Source organism: Caproiciproducens puteiluti (assembly GCF_052442865.1).
GTDB lineage: Bacteria > Bacillota > Clostridia > Oscillospirales > Acutalibacteraceae > Caproiciproducens.
In genome coordinates, this window is sequence record NZ_CP194790.1 from 3,582,970 (window position 1) to 3,601,593 (window position 18,624).

An 18,624-nucleotide genomic window follows, 5' to 3' on the forward strand; every position below is an offset into this window, starting at 1 on the left:
TTTCCCCTTTCCTTAACGATCGTTAGTCTGCCCCGGGAAGGCTATGCCTCCCACTTGTACCCCAGCCCCCAGACCGTGACAATGTGCTTGGGGTTGGAGGGTTCATCCTCCACCTTCATGCGCAGGCGGCGGATGTTCACGTCCACAATCTTCTCCTCGCCGAAATACGCGTCCCCCCACACATGCTTTAAAATGTCGGAGCGGTCGAGCGCGGTGGCCGGATTGGAAAAGAAATACTCCATGATCTGAAACTCCACCTGCGTCAGCTCGATCGGCACGCCCTTCTTCATCAGGGTGCGGTTGCGCAGGTTGAGCGCGAATTCTCCGGAACGGATTTCCTCCTTGAAATTGTTTTCGTTCCTCATCTGCTCCAGCGCGACGCGGCGGTACACCGCGTCCACCCTTGCGACAAGCTCGCTGGGGCTGAACGGTTTTGTCACATAGTCGTCGGCGCCCATCATCAGGCCGCTGACCTTATCCATTTCCTGTGTGCGCGCGGTCAAAAGGATGATGCCGATGGAGCCGCTTTTCTGCCGCAGCTCCTTACAGACGGCAAGGCCGTCCCTGTTGCCGGGCATCATGATGTCCAGCACCGCCACATCGATATTGCCCGCTTCCCGGTCGTAAACCGCGAGCGCCTCGTCCCCGCTGGCCGCTTCAAAAGCATTGTAGCCGGCCCGTCTCAGATTGATTACTACAAATTCCCGGATTGCCTGTTCGTCTTCGGCAACAAGGATATTTTTCATACCCGTTCCTCCATTATCCTGGTTTAATCCTGGCTGATCAGTTCAAAGCTGTTTTTCACGTCGCCGATGCTGAGGGAAAGCGCGTCGGTCGGCGACGGGGAACTGGCTGCAAATACCAGATTGTCAGAGTCAAGCAGCTTGTAAAAGCCTGCCGTTCCTGTACCGCTGTCCCATTCCTTCTGGGAAAACACCTGAATTTTCAGAAGCGCCGGGCCGAGGGACCCCGAATTTTTTCCCGCCGCATTCCACCGGTAAAACGTAATCATACGCGTCACGGTATCCGTTTTGGTGGTCACTTTGCCGCGCCACATGTCCGGTATCAGAAACCAGTAGCCGTCGGAATAATTCAGGACCATGCTCATCACCCGGACAAACGTGCCGGTCTGGGTGTCGTAGCGGTGCCAGTTGGTAATATAATCCGCGTCATCCGTTTTTTCGCCGCTGTGGCCCGGCATCAGGTTGACGATCGGAACTTCTATAATTTTATCGCCGTTGATATCCTTGGAAACAACGGACGTATTGCGCATCGTATAATTGGCCGTCTGTGTTTTCACGTCGTAAAACGGGGATCTCAGGCGCTTTGTCTTCTGGTCCCAGTAAAGGAGCTCCGTCACGAGGGAGCCCTCATTTTTGATCCCGTCCAGAACAATGCCGTTCTGGTGCTCGTTGATCAGCCCGGCCTTCACGGAGGCGTATTTGGTAACGCCGCCGTCCATACGGCAGGAGCCCATTACCTCCACGGCGCCGTCCTTGACCCGGAACAGCCGGGCAAGCGCGGGCTGGTCGCCCACGCTGGTGTTGGCGGTGAAGATCTCATCCCTGCCGTCGCCGTCAAAATCCATCACCGCAAGCTCGGTGTAGGTCTGTTCCAGCTTCAGCTCGTTCATTTTCCCGTTTTTATAATAATAGACGCAGATGGTGCTGGTATTGTTCAGGCTGCTGCCCCAGCCGACGACGACCTCGCTCTTTCCGTCGCCGTCAAGGTCGCCGAAGCAGACTTTGTCCACCTGGGCGGCAGGATTGCTGAAAGAGCCCATATCCACCCATTTTCCGTCCTTTTTCATGAACATGATGTTGGTTCCGGAGGTCTCGTCTTCCTTCTGGTAAATCGCCATGGCCTCGTCGTTTTTATCCCCGCACAGGTCGTGCGTGATAATCGCGGAGCGGTAGTCCCCGCTTTTCGGATATTTCAGCGTCATCTTCCCGTCGGTTTTGCTTTCCAGCAGCGCGTGAATATCCGCTTTTTCCCCGGTCGGTTTCGGCGGGTGCATCAGCGTCTGGGCGTCAAGTCCGATAAAGGAGCAGCCCGACAGGGTCACCGCCATTACAAGCGCCATCGCAACGGCTCTCAGCTTCATTTCACCACGCCTTTCTTTTTTATATTGATTATTTATTATATCATTATATAGCAAAAATGAACAGTATCAATTATGTTACGAAAAGCGCGCCGAGCAAAGCTCGGCGCGTAAATCATGCGGGACAGAATGCCGCCGCCAAATGCAAAGGACGGCTGCGCGGTTTTTCGCCGGTCCGGGAACGGCTATCTGTAGGAGTTTTTCAGTATTGCAAGGCTGTCGTCCCTGGAAAGCGGCACCGGGTCGACCTCGAAAAGGCCGCCCATGGTCTCTCTTGCGTTCGCCTCGTATTTTTCCAGATTCTCCGGCTTAATTCCGTAATCGCTCATCTTCAGGCCGTCGACACCGCAGGCCTGCTGAAGCGCAACCAGCGCTTCGACAAAGTCCGTGGGCTTGGAAGCGTCCGTTTTTCCCAGTGCCCTGGCCATGGCCGTCATGCGCTCCGCGCAGGCCGGACATCCGGCAAAATGCGTATAGTACTCCCGGCTGATCATAATCAGGCCCGCGCCGTGAGGAAGCTTCGGATGGAACGCACTTAACGCGTGCTCCAGCGAATGCTCGGAGGTGCACCCGGAGGTCGACTCCACCATGCCGGACAGCGTGTTCGCGAGCGCGACGGCGTCTCTGGCCGCCGCATCGTCCCCGTTTCTGACCGCCGCCGCAAGGCTTCTGCCGATCAGCTCAATCGCTTTCAGCGCGTAAATGTCGCTCATGGCGTTCGCCGTTTTGTTCAGGTATCCCTCCGTGCTGTGGAATAGCGTGTCGAACCCCTGATAGGCCGTCAGGTGAGCGGGAACGCTCATCATCAGTTCGGAATCGACGATGGACAGGACGGGAAAAGTCTTGTCATAGCCGAAGCCGATCTTTTCATTGGTGTCCGATTTGGTCGTGACCGTCCACGGGTCCGCCTCCGTACCGGTTCCCGCGGTTGTGGTGATGGCCACGATGGGCAGCGGGTCGTTCGGGACGGGCAGGCCTTTTCCGCTTCCGCCGGAAACGTAATCCCAGTAATCGCCTTCGTTTACCGCCATGACCGCGATGGCTTTGGCCGCGTCTATGCTGCTTCCGCCTCCCAGACCGATGACAAAATCACAGCCGTTTTCCTGCGCAGCGCGGGCGCCTTCCATCACATGCTCCCTGATCGGGTTGGGAAGGATCTTGTCAAACAGCCTGTGTTTCACACCGGCCTTGTCAAGCTGTTCCTCCAGCCGCTGCAGATAGCCGAACTTTTTGACGGAAGTCCCGCTGGAAGTGACGATCAGCGCTTTTTTCCCCGGCAGGGCCTGACGGCTTAAACGGTTCAGCTGCCCTCTGCCGAACAGAATCCGCGTGGGAATATAATAGTCAAAGCTTTTCATAACATCATTCTCCTTCTCTGTCTGATGATTTTGTACTGATCTTATGCTAAACCCTCGAGTGTACTCGAAGTCAATAGTGAAAAAAGATTTATGAGAATTATGCCCGGACTTTTACTAAAAAAATCAGGGCGCCGTGGGGATTCAGCAAACCCCAGCGGCGCCCTGTGAAGAACGCGCTTTTTCAGCGCGAAGGCAGCGTCATACGGAAATCCAGATTGTAGGGCGGGTCAAGCGTGGCCCGCGCTTCGTTCAGAAGCGTTCTCCAGTCCGGCTCCCCCCTCTGCCGTGCCAGCCGCACGGCCTGCGTCATGAACCAGGTGTCGAGCAGCATGGTCTCCCCCTCGCGCATCACGGCGAAAGGAAACGCAAACTGTTCCTCCAGAAAATCCCACTTTTCCAGTTCAAACGCGGCGCGCACAGTGTTCAGCCGCACCCGCTCCGCGGCCTTCAGCGAATCCGGAAGCGCGCAGTAGCAGTCCCACGCCTTCTGCCAGCGCCCGGCCCTTGTGAAGAGATCGATCGCGTCCTGCGCCATGACCTCGGACTGTTCGGCGCCGCCCAGAGCCAGCGCCTGATCCATATAGGAGCAGGCCGCTTCCAGCCGGTCGTCCTGCATCATGGCCTGCGCCAGATTCCGGCAGCAGATCGCCGTGGGACGGATGGCGAGGGACTGCTCCATCGCGCCGATTCCCTCCTGCCATTTGCCGCTCTCGTAAAGCATCAGCCCCAGGTGGAGCAGGGCCTGTGCGCTTCTGTTTTCCTCTTTTTCCAGAGAAGCGGCCAGAAGCGCCGTCCAGCGGGAATCCGTCATCCAGGAAACGGGCAGCCCTTTTTCCTGTTCGGGCATCCGGCCCGTTTGCAGCAGGGCGAGCCACGGTGCCTGCTTTTCGCCGAGCGTTTCCGTTGGGAAAACGAGGCCCTTCGGAATCATCTCCGGGTCGCGGGCGGCTTCCAGCGCGCCCCAGCCGCTGCCGAAATGCAGCACGTCGTCCGGCGGGGTATCCTCCAATGCTTCGTAGAGGCTGTCCGCCCGCAGCAGTTCTTCCTCGCTCAGGCGGCGGTCGATCAGGCTGTGAATATACTGCTTGGAGGCTTCCCAGTCGGCAAAGGCTTTCTGCGTGTCGGCCTCCATCCCGCCGAAAACCTGAGTGAACCGCACGCAGCCGTTCGGCCCGATATCCTCGCCGTGCACCTGCGAAGGGGATAAGCCCGCCTGAATCTCAAGGTAGTTCCCTTCCCCGTCCCGCGAAAGGAAGTCCTTCCAGTGGCAGCCCCCGCGCTGCATGCCCCAGCAGAACATTTTCCGGTAGCACAGCGCCGCGGTGGAGCGTTCCCAGAACGCGGAGCCGTCGTCGTACACCGCCGCCTCCCACGCGTCGGACAGGGCGTGCCGGTTCTGGAAGAAATATTCGCTGGAATACGTGAGGTTCTGCGGATAGCTCGCGTCCAGCCCGTTCAGGCTTTTCAAATACGGCATGGTGTCGTGGGCAAAGCCGTGGGCGGAATTCTGAGAGCCCATGGTTTCCGGCCTGATGCAGACGACCCCGTCGCTCTGCGACAGGACGCGGACATTCCGTTCCTCGCGCACCGCGATATTGGTCCACCAGTAAAGCGGCACCGCGCGGGGCTGCGTATTGAGAATTTTCACATGGGCGAACAGCCGGTCGGAATCCTCCGGCAGGTGGAAATCGATTTGCAGAAAGAAGCATTTCTGCCGCTCGTACTCATACATGCGCAGGAACGGTTCCCCGTCCTTTCCCGTACAGCGGGCAAAAAACATCGGCTCGCAGGTCAGGCAGGTGTGGCCGAACTGCCCCAGATTCCACTCGATGCCGCCGGAGAACCACGCGTTGCGGATTGCAAGGTTGGCAAGGCGGAAAACCGGGTTGGAAAACAGGAGCTCGCGCCCCGCCCTTTTGTCGAAAAGCGACCACAGCCGCCCGCCAAAATCGGCAAGGAAGACGGCGCGCAAAAAATCGTTCTCCATAACAATGGTTTTTATCTCCCGCGGTTTCAGGTCGCGGTGGAAGCTGTCCTGAACCGTATAGGGCAGCTCGCGGAAACCGGTCTGGTAGGCGAAGCCCTTTTTCTCGCTTTCCAGCAGGCCCGCGTCGATCAGGGGCTTCTCCTGCGCGCGGTCGCGAAAGCGCGGCAGAGGATTCCCGTTTTCCAGCGCGGCGCCGGGTATTTTCAGCAGCGACGGATAAATTTTCAATCGAAACGTCCCCCTTGTTTTATTGACCGCAATGCCGGTCTTACCCTTTGATAGCTCCGCCGGTCACGCTGGCAATGATCTTTTCCGAAAGGAAGACATACAGAATGAACGTCGGCAGGAACACAATGACCACCGCCGCGAACATGCCGCCCCAGTCCCCCGTATAGCGCATGGATTGGATCATGGAGTACAGGCCGACGGCGACCGGGCGGGTCTTTGCCGTATTGGCGAAAATCAGGGAAATAAAATACTCGTTCCAGATGGTGATGAAGTTGAAGATCGTCACCGTGATGATACCGGGCTGCGCCAGCGGCAGCATAATCATCCAGAACGTTTTCATGGGCGAACAGCCGTCGATGGCCGCGGCCTCCTCAAACGTAACCGAAAGATTGTGGAAAAAGGTATTCAAAAAGAAGACGGTAAACGGAACGTTGATCGCTATGTAAAGGAAAATCAGCAGCCCTCTGGACTGGCTGACATGCATCTGGCTGAACAGTGCGAACAGAGGCATAATAATCATGATTGCGGGAATCCCCAGCGCGGTCGCGAATAAATTCTGGAGAAACCCGTTGCCGCGGAATTTAAAGCGGCTGAGCACATAGGCTGCCGGCGCGGCAACGATAATGACAACCGCGCAGGAAATCAGCGTGTAGACAAGGGAATTCATAAAATAGCTGGACACCTTATGGGTTTTCCACGCCTTCACGTAGTTTTCCGGGTGCAGCCCGGTTGCAAATTTGAACAGATTACCGTCAAAAATCTCTCTGGTAGTGGAGAATGACGCCAGGATAATCCAGCCGATCAGCACAAAGGTAAAAACGACCCAGATTCCGACAATCAGATAGCCCGGAGCAAGGGCCAGTTCTTTTTTCCAATTGGTTTTCTGCCTGATTTTTTTATTAGCCATTGTTCATTCCCCCTTAAAGCTCAACGTCGTCGTGACGGACAATGAGCTGCGTAAACAGAAAGACGATCACGACCACAATGGTCAGGATGACGCCGATCGCCGCTCCCGCTCCGGAATCGCGCACCGTAATGGCAGAGTTGCTCGCGCCGAATACCAGCTCATACATATAGGACATCGGCGTGACGGTGCTCGCGCTCAGGTTTACGGGCGAAAACAGCTGGCTCCATACAAAGAAAGCCATGGTGCTGACGGTCCAGAGCACGATATTGGTGCGGCAGACCCCCTTAAGAAGGGGAAGCGTAATTTTTGAAAACCGCTGGAACACGTTGGCCCCCTCGATGGTGGCGGCCTCGTAAAAATCCACCGGTATTCGCTCGATCCCGCTCATCCAGATCAGCATATGGTACCCCACCATGCCGAAGCAGTAGGCGACGAGCATGCTCCAGAACACCATTTCAGGACCGGTCCACTGCGTGGCGGCCGCTTCCGAAAAGCCGAGGGTTTTCAGGATCGAGCTGAGAAGGCCGAAATTGGGATTGTAAACGTAGTTGATCCACATGGTCCCCATGGCGACCGCCGAAATGACGTTCGGCAGGTAGATAACGGAGCGGAAAAAGCTTTTCCCGTGGACTCCGCTGGTCAGGATCACCCCGAAAAGCAGCGAGACCAGCATGACGCCGACACCGCCCACAAGCCAGATCAGGCTGATATTCTGCATCGCGCTCATAAAAAGGGGAGTATGGAAAAGGGTCCTGAAATTCCCCAGCCCGTTAAACTTCCATGCCGAGACGGCATCCGTAACGCCCTCTACTTTAAAGAAGCTCATAATGACGGTCCTTATGGTAGGGTACAGGAAAACCACGGTGTACAGAAAAATCGCGGGCGCCAGAAAAATAACAATCATTGATTTATTTTTTGTTTTCATAAGAACCTCCCGAGAATTCCATGGACAAAAGGGCGGCAGCGTAAACACGATGCCGCCCTTTCCCCGCCGTTGTGTTATTGAATTATTTCTTCATTGCGTCTGCAAAGCCCTTTGCGTCAAGCTTGCCGCTGACCAGCAGGGCGAAATTGGTCTTGATTTTCGCGTTGATGTCCGCGTCGTTTTCCATGCCGACCGCCCAGGGATACCGGGTGGTGGTCGCGTCCAGAACCGCCTTGGCGTCCGCAAGCTGCGTCGGCCACGTCGCGTCGTTCGCCATCGGAACGCCGATGGAATTTTGCGCGAGCTTGGTGTCCCATTCGCCGGTAGTCATAAAGACGATGAATTTGAAAGCTTCCTCCGCGTGCTTGCTGTCCTTATTGATGCCGAAGCACTGCGCGCCGTACTGGTTGGCCTCGGGTCCGTCGCCGTCTTTGCCGACCGCCGGATACGCGAAGGTGCTCCAGTTGAAGTCCGCCGGAGCGGAATTTTTGATTTCATTTGGGAGCCAGGTCCCGTTCAGATACATGGCTACGTTGCCGCTTGCGACTTCCTGCTGGCCCGCGGGATAGATATTTCCGGCCGCGTTCTTGGATATGTAGCCCTTGTCGTACATTTCCTTCCACTGCTCGCCGAAGGTCTGAACGGCGGGATCATCGATCTTCTTGTTCTCGACCATGGCAAGCGTTTTGTCCTTGCCGATCAGGCGGCCCATATGGTAACCGAACAGAGAAGCCATATACGCGTCATCCACGGTAATCGGGGTCTTGCCGGCCGCCTTGATCTTGGCGCAGGCGTCGAGCCACTCTTCCCAGGTCTTGGGAACCGCCGTAATCCCGGCTGTCTTGAAGATGTCCTTGTTGTACATGACAAGGAAGGTGGACGGCTGGTAAGGGATGGTGGAAAGCTTTCCGTCCGGCCCGAGGGAACGGGCAAGGTCGACCAGCTTCTTGTTGATCACATCGGTCAGCGGCTTGCCGTCCGTGGTGTCGTAGGACTTGGCGGCCAGGTCTTCCACATTGAGCAGGTATTTGCCCCACGTGCCGTTTACACGCTCGACGTCCTCGTCAAAGAGATCGATTTCCTGTCCGGCGTCCAGCGCGGGCTGAAGGGTCTTGCGGATATCGCGGCCCTGCCAGTTGATGTCGACGGTGATTCCCGTCTTCTCCTTGAAGGCTTCCGCCGCTTCCGCAATGGTCTGTCCCTGCGGCTCGGTTTCGTTCCACATGGAGTAATAAGTAACGGTTACGTCACTCTTCGCGTCTCCGGTGGACGCTTCGCCGGAAGCAGCCGGGGCCGATGACTGAGCAGCTCCGCCGCAGCCGCCGAGCGCCATGGCGCAGATTAAAACAATGGCCATAAGAGAACATAATTTCTTTTTCATTTTCAGACCTCCTAGTTTTATGTTTGAATTTGAGGCATACCTAATTTGCATATTGACCAATAAATTGGATTTGAGTGTTTCATTTTTATCCAATTCGCCGTTCAACATCCCTATTTTACGGTGTTTTCACCAATATTGATTTAGAATTTTTTGCATTAAATTTGCACAATCCATTCAAGTTGCACAAACGGTCTTTTGCTTTCACAGGGACGGTTTTCTTCCCGTTTTGCGGGCGGGCCCCGTCCCGCGACAAATTCTGTGTCAGCCTGATCCCCGGAAAACAAAAAAGGCGCCCCCGTTCAGCCGAACGCAGCGCCTTTGCCTTGTGTTGCTCGTATTATAGCAACGGCCATTTCATTTGTCAATTCGCAAAACGGATAAAAGCGCCGGAAAACGGCCATTGTACAAATTTTATGCGCAGAATGACAAACCTTCTCCAGCCGATGATTCCCATCCCGGATATTTCCGTATTGAAATATTAGCAGAGAAAAGGAATGCTATGATTAAATATTATAAAATGGCTTGACGCAGGTAAGGAGCTGAGACTGATGACGCAATTTGTAAGCACCTTTTTAAAACCCGAAATCGTAATCAACGAACTGGTAACCGTCCATTATTTTGAGTACAACAGCGATTTCTATTTTCCGGGCGAAACCCACAATTTCTGGGAATTTCTGTACGTGGACAAGGGGCAGGTGGACGTGACCGCCGGAAACACCAACTATGTGCTGAAAAAGGGCGACATCATTTTCCACAAGCCCTATGAATTTCACAGCCTGTGGGCCAACGGCGTGATTGCGCCGAACCTTGTGGTCATCACGTTCAAATGCGACTCCCCCGCCATGCATTTCTTCGACAACAAGATTCTGAAGGTGGGCGATTTTGAACGCGACCTGCTCGGCCGCGTGATCGAGGAATCCTTCGATGCCTTTTCCTCCCCGCTGGACGATGTGGATATGAAGGAACTGGTGCGCAGCGGCAAAGGTGCTTTCGCCTGTGAACAGGTCATCAAGCTCTGTCTGGAGCTGATGCTCATCAGCCTGATCCGGAAGGGCGGGACCGGCGAGGAACGCGTTTCCTCCTCCATTAAGGAAAAATCGGGTCAGGACACCTTTTCCCGGATCGTGGCGTACCTGAGCCAAAACATACACGACAAGGTCACCCTGAGCGACGTGTGCCGGGACAACATGTGCGGCTGTTCCTTTCTGCAGAAGGTGTTCCGCGAAAAAACCGGCGGCGGCGTGATGGAATACTTCGGGAAGATGAAGGTGGACAGCGCCAAGCAGTCCATCCGCGAGGGGACGAAGAATTTCACCGAAATCGCGAACGACCTCGGGTACTCATCCATCCACTATTTTTCCCGCCACTTCAAAAAGGTGACCGGGATGACCCCCTCGGAGTACTCCTCCTCCGTCAAGCTGCGGACCGACAGCCAGAGGGGCCGCCCGCCCCATTTTGAGTGAGGCTGATACCATAACAAAACAGCATAAAATGCAGAGGCTGTTGCACAATAGCCCTTCAACAGAATAACGCACAAAAGATGCACCTTGAGCGGGCTATAAAACCCGTTTTAAGGTGCATTTTCTTACTCTGAAAGCGGTTGTCCCATGCAATTTGCTGCCGCAAATTTATTTTGCAACAGTTCCTTTCTTTCCGCTTACCGCATATATTTGCGGATGACTTCCTTGTAAATCGCACGGTAGTCCTCCGTTTGCCTGACAACCAGATTCAGTTCTTTCGCCGTCTTGGAATCGACATCAAACTCAGCGGGATCGACGACGGGATATATACCGGTTTCCGCTATTGTCGGCAAATATAATCCCTTGCGAAGTTCACTGCTGTCCTCTCCCTTTCTTAAAAAGAGAATATATTCCTTACCGGCAGACGACGGTTCATATCTCTCGTAACGAATGAATTCCCCCTTTCTTTCGATTGTCCAATAATCTTCCCCCAGTGGAATAACATCCCCGGGGTTTAAGTTTCCCTTATAAACCTGCGATATTTCAAACGAAGTAACCGTAATCCCATAAGATGGATCATCCTTAGGCGTATAATAATATAATTTCTGCTTTGCATCGTCCAGCAGACGCCCTCGCACGATGTATTGCGACAGCTCATCCTCTTCTTTCCATGTCTTGGGCGCGTAGAGTGTATCCGGCATGAAAATTTGAACCTGCAAATCGCCGGTCACTGTGGGGATTTCCTCCAACCCGGAAACCATGCCGGTTTCATTGAGAGAATTCCCGCCGGAAACCACGCTGGTTTCATCGGGAAAATTCCCACTGGGAGCCCCCAGCGTTCCACAGGACGTCAGACCAAGGACAAGGGCCAAAACGCAAACGGCCAAAACCATCTTCCTGTATCCCGCACATCTCTTTCCTTTTTCCATGAGAGAATTCCACCGCCGTCCCTTTTAATGTCGAATAGAAATTATTCTGAATCTGATCGTATCATTGATTGGCAGAATTGTCAATTTCTTCGCCCGTCCGGGAATCCTGGACGGATTCTTTTTGTGCAAAAATGATTTTTTGTGCAAATTTTGTGATGGATAAGATATTTATTTTAAAGCAATCATCCTCTAAAATAAGGGCAGAGAGTGTAAAAAAAGCAAATGTACAAAGGAGAATGCAGCATGAAGGAACCTGTACTCGTTGTCATGGCGGCGGGAATGGGCAGCAGATACGGCGGGCCGAAGCAGATTGACCCCGTGGGGGACAACGGGGAGATCATCATCGATTTTTCGCTTTACGACGCGGTAAAGGCCGGCTTCAAAAAGGTTGTTTTTTTGATCAAGAAATCCATTGAGGCGGATTTTAAAGAAATTATAGGGGACAGAATGTCCAAAATCATAGAGGTGAAATATGCGTATCAGGAGGTCGGCGTACTGCCCGAGGGGTACCGGGTGCCACCGGGGCGCGGGAAGCCGTGGGGGACCGCGCACGCGGTGCTTTGCTGCCGCGACGCGATCGACGGGCCTTTCGCGGTGATCAACGCCGACGATTATTACGGAAAAGACGCGTTCCGCCTGATTTACGATTATCTACTCCACAGCCGGGACGACGGGCTGTACCGTTACGCGATGGTGGGCTACACGCTGGAAAACACGCTGACGGACCACGGCCATGTGGCAAGGGGCGTCTGCGTCGCCACCCCGGACGGATTTCTGGAGGATATCCACGAGCGCACCCACATTGAAAAGCGGGGAAACGCGGCCCAGTACACCGAGGACGGCGGAAACACGTGGGTAACCATCCCCAGTGGGAGCGTTGTCTCCATGAATCTGTGGGGCTTTTCCGAATCGATTCTCGGGGAAATTGCGGCGAGGTTTCCCGCGTTTCTGGACGGCGCTCTGGAAAAGGACCCGCAAAAAGCTGAGTTCTTCCTGCCCACCGTGGTGGATGAGCTGCTCAAGGGCCGAAAAGCCAGCGTAAAAGTGCTGCGGTCCCCGGATAAATGGTACGGGGTCACCTACCGCGAGGACAAACCGGTGGTGGTGGAAGCAATCCGTAAAATGAGAAAACAGGGGATCTATCCTGATAAGCTTTGGGAGGGCAATACATGAAACCGGTGAAAAAGGAGCTTCTTCCCGCGATTGCGGAGAAATTTCAGTTTGAGGGCCAGTATGTGGGAATCCTGCCCTATGGAAGCGGACATATCAACGACACCTTTTCCGTCTTTTTCCAGCTTGAGGAACAAACCCGCAGATACATCCTTCAGCGGATCAACACCAACGTGTTCCGCAAGCCGGTGGAGCTGATGGAAAACGTGGTGGGCGTTACCCGTTACCTGCACAGCGCCATCGCTGCTGCCGGCGGCGACCCGTACCGCGAAACGCTGAACCTGATTCCCACACGGGACGGCGCGTACTATTATGTCGACGGGGACGGCGGTTACTGGCGCTCCTATTATTTTATCGAGAACACCGTGACCCTTCAGCAGACAAGGACCCAAGAGGAATTTTATGATACCGCCCGGGCCTTCGGCCGGTTCCAGCTGCTTCTGGCCAACTATCCGGCGTCCACGCTCCACGAAACCATCCCGCTGTTCCACGACACGCCGAACCGTATCCTTCAATTTAAGGAGTCGCTCGCCGCGGACGTAAAAGGCAGGGCGGCCGGTGTAAAAGAGGAAATTGCTTTCGTTTTCGGGCAGGAGGAATATACCCGTCTTCTGGTGGATATGCAGACGCGGGGGGAGCTCCCCCTGCGGGTCACCCACAACGACACCAAGCTGAACAACGTGCTGGTCGACAGCGAAACCGGCAAAGGCGTATGCGTCATTGACCTGGACACGGTAATGCCCGGCCTTTCCCTCTACGATTTCGGCGACTCCATCCGCTTCGGGGCAAGCACGGCGGCGGAGGACGAACAGGATCTATCCAAAGTGCATTTTGACCTCGGGCTGTTTGAAGCGTATACCAAGGGCTTTCTGGAGGTTGCGGGAAAGGTTCTGACCAACGAGGAAATCAGAAGGCTGCCCGACGGCGCGAAAATGATGACACTGGAATGCGGCATCCGCTTTCTGGCGGATTATCTTGCCGGCGACACCTATTTCAAGATCAGCCGCGAGAGCCACAACCTTGACCGCGCCCGAACCCAGTTCCGGCTGGTGGAGGAAATGGACCGGCAGTGGGACGTTATGGCCAAGATCGTCGGCCAATACTGCAAATAGGGGCTGAGAAAATGAGAAATATTCTTTGCTACGGCGATTCCAATACCTACGGGATGAAACCCGGAATGACGGGCAGATACGCGCGGGACGTCCGCTGGACCGGCCTGCTGCAAAAGCTGCTCGGCGGCGGGTATTATGTGATCGAAGAAGGGCTGGGCGGCAGAACGACCGTCTGGGACGACCCGATTGAAGAATATAAAAACGGAAAAACTTATCTTCTCCCCTGTCTGGAAAGCCACAAGCCGCTGGACCTGGTCGTCATCATGCTGGGTACAAACGATCTGAAGAAGCGCTTTTCCCTGCCGGTGTGCGACATTGCGTCGGGTATGGAAAATCTGATCCGGACGATTTTAAAATCGGAGTCCGGCAGCGGAGGCGGCGCCCCACAGGTGCTTCTGGTCGCGCCGGTCCCCATCGCCGACGTGGGTATCCGCGCCTGGCGCCTGATGTTCGGCGAAGGAATGAAAAACAGCCTTCTGCTGGCGGAAGAGTATGAGCAGACCGCAAAACGGAACCGCGTGCATTTTCTGAATCCGGGGCGAAGCGTGGAAGTGGGGCCGGAGGACGGCATCCATTACACCCAGGCGGGCCACCGGAAGATGGCGGAACTGATCGAACAGAAAGTCCGCGAAATCTTTCCAAACGGCTGAATGCCGCAAAGTTTTGAATATTCCCTTATTTTGATAGAGTCCCCGAAAACAGGAGCCGCGCCAACTGGCGCGGCTCCTGTCCTTTTTATATCTTCTGCCCGCTGCACTGCCCTTCCGTATTGAGCAGGTCGTAAAGCGTGGTGACTCCCGCGCCGGTGGCACCGACCGACTGATGCTCGAAAACCGGCTTGTCCACCCACGCCGTTCCGGCAATATCCAGATGAATCCACGGCAGATGCTCAACGAATTCCCGGATGAACAAACCGGCGGAAATCGTCCCGCAATAATGTTCGCCCATATTTTTGACGTCGGCAATCTTGCTTTTTACCATTTCCTCATATTCCGGGAAAATAGGCAGCCGCCAGTACTGTTCGCCGGAAACGCGCGCCGCCGCGGACAGGTCGTCCCACAGCTGGTCGCTGTCCGTCAGGACACCCGCCGTGGTGAAGCCGAGCGCGCCCACAACCGCGCCCGTCAGCGTGGCGATATCCAGCACCCTGGTCGCGCCCTCCGCACGGATGGCGTATGTAACGGCGTCCGCCAGAATCAGCCTGCCTTCCGCGTCCGTGTTCTGGATTTCGATCGTCTTGCCGGACATGGACCGAATAACGTCCCCCGGAAGAAAGCTCTGTCTGGAAATACGGTTTTCACAGGCCGGAATCACGGCCACGGCGTTCGTTTTCACCTGATTCCGCGCAAGGGCGAAAATCGCGCCCGCCACCGCCGCGCCGCCGGCCATATCCCCCTTGATGCCCAGCATGGAGTCCTTGCTTTTCAGACAGTATCCGCCCGTGTCGCAGGTAACTCCCTTTCCCACCAGCGCGGTCCTCAGCGGGGACTGGGGGTCCGCAAGATAGCGCAGAACAATCAGGCGCGGCGGGTTCGCGCTGCTGCTGCCGACCGTCAGAAACGCGGACATTCCCAGCCGTTCGGACTCCTTTTCGTCCAGAATCTCGGCCTGCACCCCGCATTTCCCCGCTTCCCGTCTCAGGGTGTCCGCTAGGATGGACGGGGTCATCCGATTGGCGGGGGCGTTGACAAGATTGCGGGCAAGCACCACGCTGTCCGCCAGATGGACGGCCTTTTCCAGATATTCCTCCGCCGTTTCCGTCAGGCGCTGCGGAATTCCGTGCAGAAAGAAGCGGAAGGAATCCTCCCGGCTGTCCGCCCGGTACGGAGAATACTCATACAGACCCAGTTTAACGCCCAAAACCGCGCTGCGGATACAATCCAGCCCGCAGACGGGCACCATTGCGGACAGATTGATTTCCGCCTCGTACTGATGGAGCCTCCGGAGCTCCCGGGCACCCTTGGCGACGGCGTCCGTCATTCTGCGGGCGCTCAGCTCCCCGCGTTTTCCCAGCCCGATATAGAGGGTCAGGCGGGAATCCTGCCAGAGCGGAAAGCTTTCAAGGAATTCCGCCCGGAACATTTTTTGCACCGGCAGCGAGGTGTGGTCCGCGTCCTCATAGAGAAATAATATCTGTGCTTCCTTAAAGGAGCCTATCTGAATGTCGATCATACTGTCCTTCCGTTTCTGCGGCAAGTTCCCTCCCCGTCTCCAGCGGAGGACGGCGGGATCTGCCTGCGTCGTGATACTTCTATCATAGCATACCTTCGACAAAAATCAACAGGTCTTCGGACCCTGTCTGGAGAAACCGCCCGATGTTCGGGACGGCCCTGTCCCCGGCAAAGAAGACCTGCCGCAAGATAGCTTTTCAACAAAGCAAACACAGAAAACACACCTGAAGCGTGCTTTGAAATTCCCGCTTCAGGTGCGTTTCCTTATTATAAATTATAAAAGCTGTTGTTTCATACAATTTTCTTCCGCGAATTTATATTGCAGCGGGACGCGGTTACCCGCAGTAAACGGAAGGGATCGCCGCGTAGACGGCTGCACACCGGACAAGGTCCTGCTTCCAGGTTTTCTCGTCGGGGGAGTGGGCCTCTTTTTCTTTCCCGGGGCCGAAACCGACGCAGGGGATGCCATAACGGCCCATGATGGAAACGCCGTTCGTGGAAAACGTCCATTTTCCGACCTCCGGCTCGCCGTAAAGGTTCCTGTGCGCTTCCACCGCGGCCCGCAGGGCGGGCGCGTCCTCCGGAAGTACCCAGGTCGGAAAATAGCAGTCGGTGGGGTACGTCAGGCCGGTATAGCTGGGGCGCTCATAGGTATACATCGAGACGGACGCCCCGTGCTTTCGGCAGAACTCCAGGCCGCGCACCTCCTCCAGCGCCGTTTCATACGTTTCTCCGCCGGTGAGGCGGCGGTCGAGCGAAACGGCACAGAAATCCGCGACCGCGCAGCGGGACGGGGAGTTAAAGAAAATTTCCGATACGGTGACGGTTCCCTTCCCGAGGAACGGGTCGGCGGGAAGCCGTTCATTCAGCCCGCGGATGTCCTGAAGGATATCGGCCATCTTGTAGATGGCGTTATCGCCGCGCTCCGGGGCGGAGCCGTGGCAGGACATGCCCTTTACCTCCACCCGGATTTCCATCCGCCCACGCTGCCCGCGGCAGAGGATGCCGTCGGTCGGTTCGGTGCTGACGACAAATTCCGGGGTGATTTGATCCTCCTGATGAAGATACTGCCAGCAGAGCCCGTCGCAGTCCTCCTCCTGCACCGTGCCAGTCACCAGCACGGTGTATTTTTCGGAAAGAAGGCCCATGTCCTTCATGATTTTTGCCCCGTAGACCGCGCTGACCATCCCGCCCAGCTGGTCGGAAGCGCCGAGCCCGCCTATCTCCGTATCGGTTTCATAGCCTTCATACGGGTCAAAGCTCCAGTTGCTTCTGTCGCCGGTCCCCACGGTGTCAATGTGCGCGTCATAGGCGATCAGCTTTTCCCCCGCACCCATGCGGCCCAGAACATTCCCCATCGGGTCGACGTCGACCCGGTCAAATTCCAGCGCGCGCATTTCACGGACAATACGCGCAATTACCTGCTTTTCTTTTCCGCTTTCCCCCGGGATTGCGATCAGATCGCGCAGAAAAGCGGTCATCGCGGCCTCATAGTCCTGTGCCCTGCGGCGAATCTCCCGATAATCCGGTATCATATCCGTTCCCTCCTGTCGTCGAATCGGTCATTTGGTATGCATTCCCCGCAGCCGTCAAAGGAACGAGGGGTATTCCCCATCATGGACAATCCTGCGGTATTTTTCCGGGTCCGTATCCCCCTCGGTGGAAAACAGCAGCACTCGGGAATTTTTGTCCAGCCCGAGGTCCCTTCGCAGGTCCTTCAAGCTCTCGCGCTCCATAACCGCGCAAAGCAGGCCCATGGTCACCGCGCCGGATTCCCCCGAAATCACCTGGGGGTCCCCCCTGAGCGGCGCGCCCAAAGTACGCATCCCCTTCGCCGTGATTTCATCGGAGCAGGAAACGAAATAAGCGCTGTGGTTTTTCAGGATATCCCAGCCGATGGTGTTGGGTTCACCGCAGGCGAGCCCCGCCATGATGGTCTTCATGTCCCCCCGGACTGCGCGGATCTGTCCGTCGCCCACGGCGGCGGAGCGGTAAATGCAGTCGGCGGCGTCCGGTTCCACAATCACCGTAACCGGGCAATTCCCCGGAAACAGGTTTGCAAAATATCCCTGCACTGCGGCGGCGAGGGACCCCACCCCGGCCTGAATAAAAATGTGGGTCGGGCGTTCCACGCCGAACCCTTTCAGCTGCGCGGCGGCTTCCGAAGCCATGGTGCCGTACCCCTGCATGATCCATGCCGGAATTTCTTCGTAGCCTTCCCACGCGGTGTCCTGAATCACCACGCTGTTCGGCGTCTTTGCGCTCTGCGCGGCCGCGATGCGGACGCATTCGTCGTAGTTCGCGTCCTCTATCGTCGCGGCGGCGCCCTCTTTCCGGATGTTTTCCAGCCGGACCGGAGAAGACCCCTTCGGCATAAGCACAACCGACCTCTGGCCGAGCCGGTTGGCCGACCACGCCACGCCGCGCCCGTGGTTCCCGTCGGTGGCGGTAAAGAAGGTGAAGCTTCCGAATTCCTCCTTCAGCTTTTGGGAAATCAGCACCTCATACGGCAGCTCCGAAACATCCCTTTTCAGCCTCTGCGCGATAAACCGGCCCATGGCGTAGGAGCCGCCCAGCACTTTAAAGGCGTTTAAGCCGAAGCGGAAGGATTCATCCTTGATATAAATTCCGCCCAGTCCAAGCCGCAGGGCCATATGGGTAAGCGGTGCCAGCGGCGTGGGGGCATACTGCGGGAAGCTCCTGTGGAAGGCGGCTGCCTTTTCCACATTCTGCAGGGACATGACCTGCAGATAACTGTCGTCCGTTTTGGGAATCCGGTTAGGAACCCATCTGATACTCATATCAATACCTCCTAAAAAGCAGAATGCGGCCGCCGTAGCGACCGCATTGCCGTTTTACTCACAAAGACCGATGTCCTTATCGTTTTATTATAAG

At 56.0% G+C, this 18,624-nt stretch carries 15 protein-coding genes; 4 read left to right on the top strand and 11 right to left on the bottom strand.

Features of this window, described 5'->3' with window-relative positions; translation table 11 throughout:
- Window positions 1-41: 41 nt before the first annotated feature.
- The 7 genes from ACRQU7_RS17335 to ACRQU7_RS17365 all read right to left on the bottom strand — a co-directional run bounded on the left by ACRQU7_RS17335 (window position 42) and on the right by ACRQU7_RS17365 (window position 8,887).
- Window positions 42-746, bottom strand: coding sequence for a response regulator transcription factor (locus tag ACRQU7_RS17335; protein WP_038325989.1), 705 nt, complete (start codon window positions 744-746; stop codon window positions 42-44).
- A 23-nt stretch (window positions 747-769) separates the two neighbouring features.
- Entirely contained in the window at window positions 770-2,104 is a 1,335-nt protein-coding gene (locus ACRQU7_RS17340) for an FG-GAP repeat domain-containing protein (RefSeq protein WP_038325990.1), read from the bottom strand.
- A 182-nt stretch (window positions 2,105-2,286) separates the two neighbouring features.
- Window positions 2,287-3,459 (bottom strand): iron-containing alcohol dehydrogenase, encoded by a 1,173-nt coding sequence (locus tag ACRQU7_RS17345; protein WP_444642195.1) that lies wholly within the window; start codon window positions 3,457-3,459, stop codon window positions 2,287-2,289.
- 181 nt (window positions 3,460-3,640) lie between these two features.
- Entirely contained in the window at window positions 3,641-5,674 is a 2,034-nt protein-coding gene (locus ACRQU7_RS17350; RefSeq protein ID WP_444642197.1) for a DUF5107 domain-containing protein, read from the bottom strand.
- 40 nt (window positions 5,675-5,714) lie between these two features.
- Window positions 5,715-6,581, bottom strand: coding sequence for a carbohydrate ABC transporter permease (locus tag ACRQU7_RS17355; RefSeq protein WP_444642199.1), 867 nt, complete (start codon window positions 6,579-6,581; stop codon window positions 5,715-5,717).
- A 13-nt stretch (window positions 6,582-6,594) separates the two neighbouring features.
- Window positions 6,595-7,506, bottom strand: a complete 912-nt coding sequence (locus ACRQU7_RS17360; RefSeq protein ID WP_141826424.1) for a carbohydrate ABC transporter permease — start codon at window positions 7,504-7,506, stop codon at window positions 6,595-6,597.
- Window positions 7,507-7,588: 82 nt separating this feature from the next.
- Window positions 7,589-8,887, bottom strand: a complete 1,299-nt coding sequence (locus tag ACRQU7_RS17365) for an ABC transporter substrate-binding protein (RefSeq protein ID WP_444642201.1) — start codon at window positions 8,885-8,887, stop codon at window positions 7,589-7,591.
- Window positions 8,888-9,435: 548 nt separating this feature from the next.
- Here ACRQU7_RS17365 and ACRQU7_RS17370 point away from each other — a divergent pair.
- Window positions 9,436-10,350, top strand: coding sequence for an AraC family transcriptional regulator (locus ACRQU7_RS17370; RefSeq protein WP_141826426.1), 915 nt, complete (start codon window positions 9,436-9,438; stop codon window positions 10,348-10,350).
- A 194-nt stretch (window positions 10,351-10,544) separates the two neighbouring features.
- On the opposite strand, the gene ACRQU7_RS17375 is transcribed toward ACRQU7_RS17370, so the two are convergent.
- A complete protein-coding gene (locus tag ACRQU7_RS17375; RefSeq protein WP_444642204.1) occupies window positions 10,545-11,276 on the bottom strand; it encodes a hypothetical protein in 732 nt (243 codons plus the stop codon).
- Window positions 11,277-11,519: 243 nt separating this feature from the next.
- Between ACRQU7_RS17375 and ACRQU7_RS17380 the strand changes: the two genes are divergently transcribed.
- The 3 genes from ACRQU7_RS17380 to ACRQU7_RS17390 are packed head-to-tail and all read left to right on the top strand — an operon-like array spanning window position 11,520 to window position 14,208.
- Window positions 11,520-12,449: a nucleotidyltransferase family protein gene (locus ACRQU7_RS17380; protein ID WP_444642206.1), complete on the top strand. Its 930-nt coding sequence runs from the start codon at window positions 11,520-11,522 to the stop codon at window positions 12,447-12,449.
- A complete protein-coding gene (locus ACRQU7_RS17385; RefSeq protein ID WP_444642208.1) occupies window positions 12,446-13,558 on the top strand; it encodes a phosphotransferase enzyme family protein in 1,113 nt (370 codons plus the stop codon). The genes ACRQU7_RS17380 and ACRQU7_RS17385 overlap by 4 nt, the downstream gene beginning before the upstream one ends.
- A gap of 11 nt (window positions 13,559-13,569) precedes the next feature.
- Complete coding sequence (locus ACRQU7_RS17390; protein WP_141826430.1) at window positions 13,570-14,208, top strand: SGNH/GDSL hydrolase family protein; 639 nt, start codon at window positions 13,570-13,572, stop codon at window positions 14,206-14,208.
- Between the two features lie 85 nt (window positions 14,209-14,293).
- Here ACRQU7_RS17390 and ACRQU7_RS17395 read toward each other — a convergent pair whose 3' ends face one another.
- From ACRQU7_RS17395 to dpaL, 3 genes are all read right to left on the bottom strand, one after another.
- Window positions 14,294-15,754 carry a leucyl aminopeptidase gene (locus ACRQU7_RS17395; RefSeq protein WP_444642210.1) on the bottom strand — a complete coding sequence of 487 codons (1,461 nt, stop codon included), beginning with the start codon at window positions 15,752-15,754 and terminating at the stop codon, window positions 14,294-14,296.
- Between the two features lie 310 nt (window positions 15,755-16,064).
- The gene (locus ACRQU7_RS17400) at window positions 16,065-17,264 is read right to left on the bottom strand and encodes a YgeY family selenium metabolism-linked hydrolase (protein ID WP_444642212.1); all 1,200 of its coding nucleotides are present in this window, start codon (window positions 17,262-17,264) and stop codon (window positions 16,065-16,067) included.
- Between the two features lie 54 nt (window positions 17,265-17,318).
- On the bottom strand, window positions 17,319-18,530 hold the full coding sequence (dpaL, locus tag ACRQU7_RS17405; RefSeq protein WP_444642214.1) for a diaminopropionate ammonia-lyase: 1,212 nt from the start codon (window positions 18,528-18,530) through the stop codon (window positions 17,319-17,321).
- Window positions 18,531-18,624: the final 94 nt, after the last annotated feature.

What these genes read in the sequence shown, in the direction of transcription:
- ACRQU7_RS17335 (WP_038325989.1), bottom strand. Translation starts at nt 746, where the DNA reads ATGAAAAATATCCTTGTTGCCGAAGACGAACAGGCAATCCGGGAATTT.
- ACRQU7_RS17340 (WP_038325990.1), bottom strand. Translation starts at nt 2,104, where the DNA reads ATGAAGCTGAGAGCCGTTGCGATGGCGCTTGTAATGGCGGTGACCCTG.
- ACRQU7_RS17345 (WP_444642195.1), bottom strand. Translation starts at nt 3,459, where the DNA reads ATGAAAAGCTTTGACTATTATATTCCCACGCGGATTCTGTTCGGCAGA.
- ACRQU7_RS17355 (WP_444642199.1), bottom strand. Translation starts at nt 6,581, where the DNA reads ATGGCTAATAAAAAAATCAGGCAGAAAACCAATTGGAAAAAAGAACTG.
- ACRQU7_RS17360 (WP_141826424.1), bottom strand. Translation starts at nt 7,506, where the DNA reads ATGAAAACAAAAAATAAATCAATGATTGTTATTTTTCTGGCGCCCGCG.
- ACRQU7_RS17365 (WP_444642201.1), bottom strand. Translation starts at nt 8,887, where the DNA reads ATGAAAAAGAAATTATGTTCTCTTATGGCCATTGTTTTAATCTGCGCC.
- ACRQU7_RS17370 (WP_141826426.1), top strand. Translation starts at nt 9,436, where the DNA reads ATGACGCAATTTGTAAGCACCTTTTTAAAACCCGAAATCGTAATCAAC.
- ACRQU7_RS17375 (WP_444642204.1), bottom strand. Translation starts at nt 11,276, where the DNA reads ATGGAAAAAGGAAAGAGATGTGCGGGATACAGGAAGATGGTTTTGGCC.
- ACRQU7_RS17380 (WP_444642206.1), top strand. Translation starts at nt 11,520, where the DNA reads ATGAAGGAACCTGTACTCGTTGTCATGGCGGCGGGAATGGGCAGCAGA.
- ACRQU7_RS17385 (WP_444642208.1), top strand. Translation starts at nt 12,446, where the DNA reads ATGAAACCGGTGAAAAAGGAGCTTCTTCCCGCGATTGCGGAGAAATTT.
- ACRQU7_RS17390 (WP_141826430.1), top strand. Translation starts at nt 13,570, where the DNA reads ATGAGAAATATTCTTTGCTACGGCGATTCCAATACCTACGGGATGAAA.
- ACRQU7_RS17400 (WP_444642212.1), bottom strand. Translation starts at nt 17,264, where the DNA reads ATGATACCGGATTATCGGGAGATTCGCCGCAGGGCACAGGACTATGAG.
- dpaL (WP_444642214.1), bottom strand. Translation starts at nt 18,530, where the DNA reads ATGAGTATCAGATGGGTTCCTAACCGGATTCCCAAAACGGACGACAGT.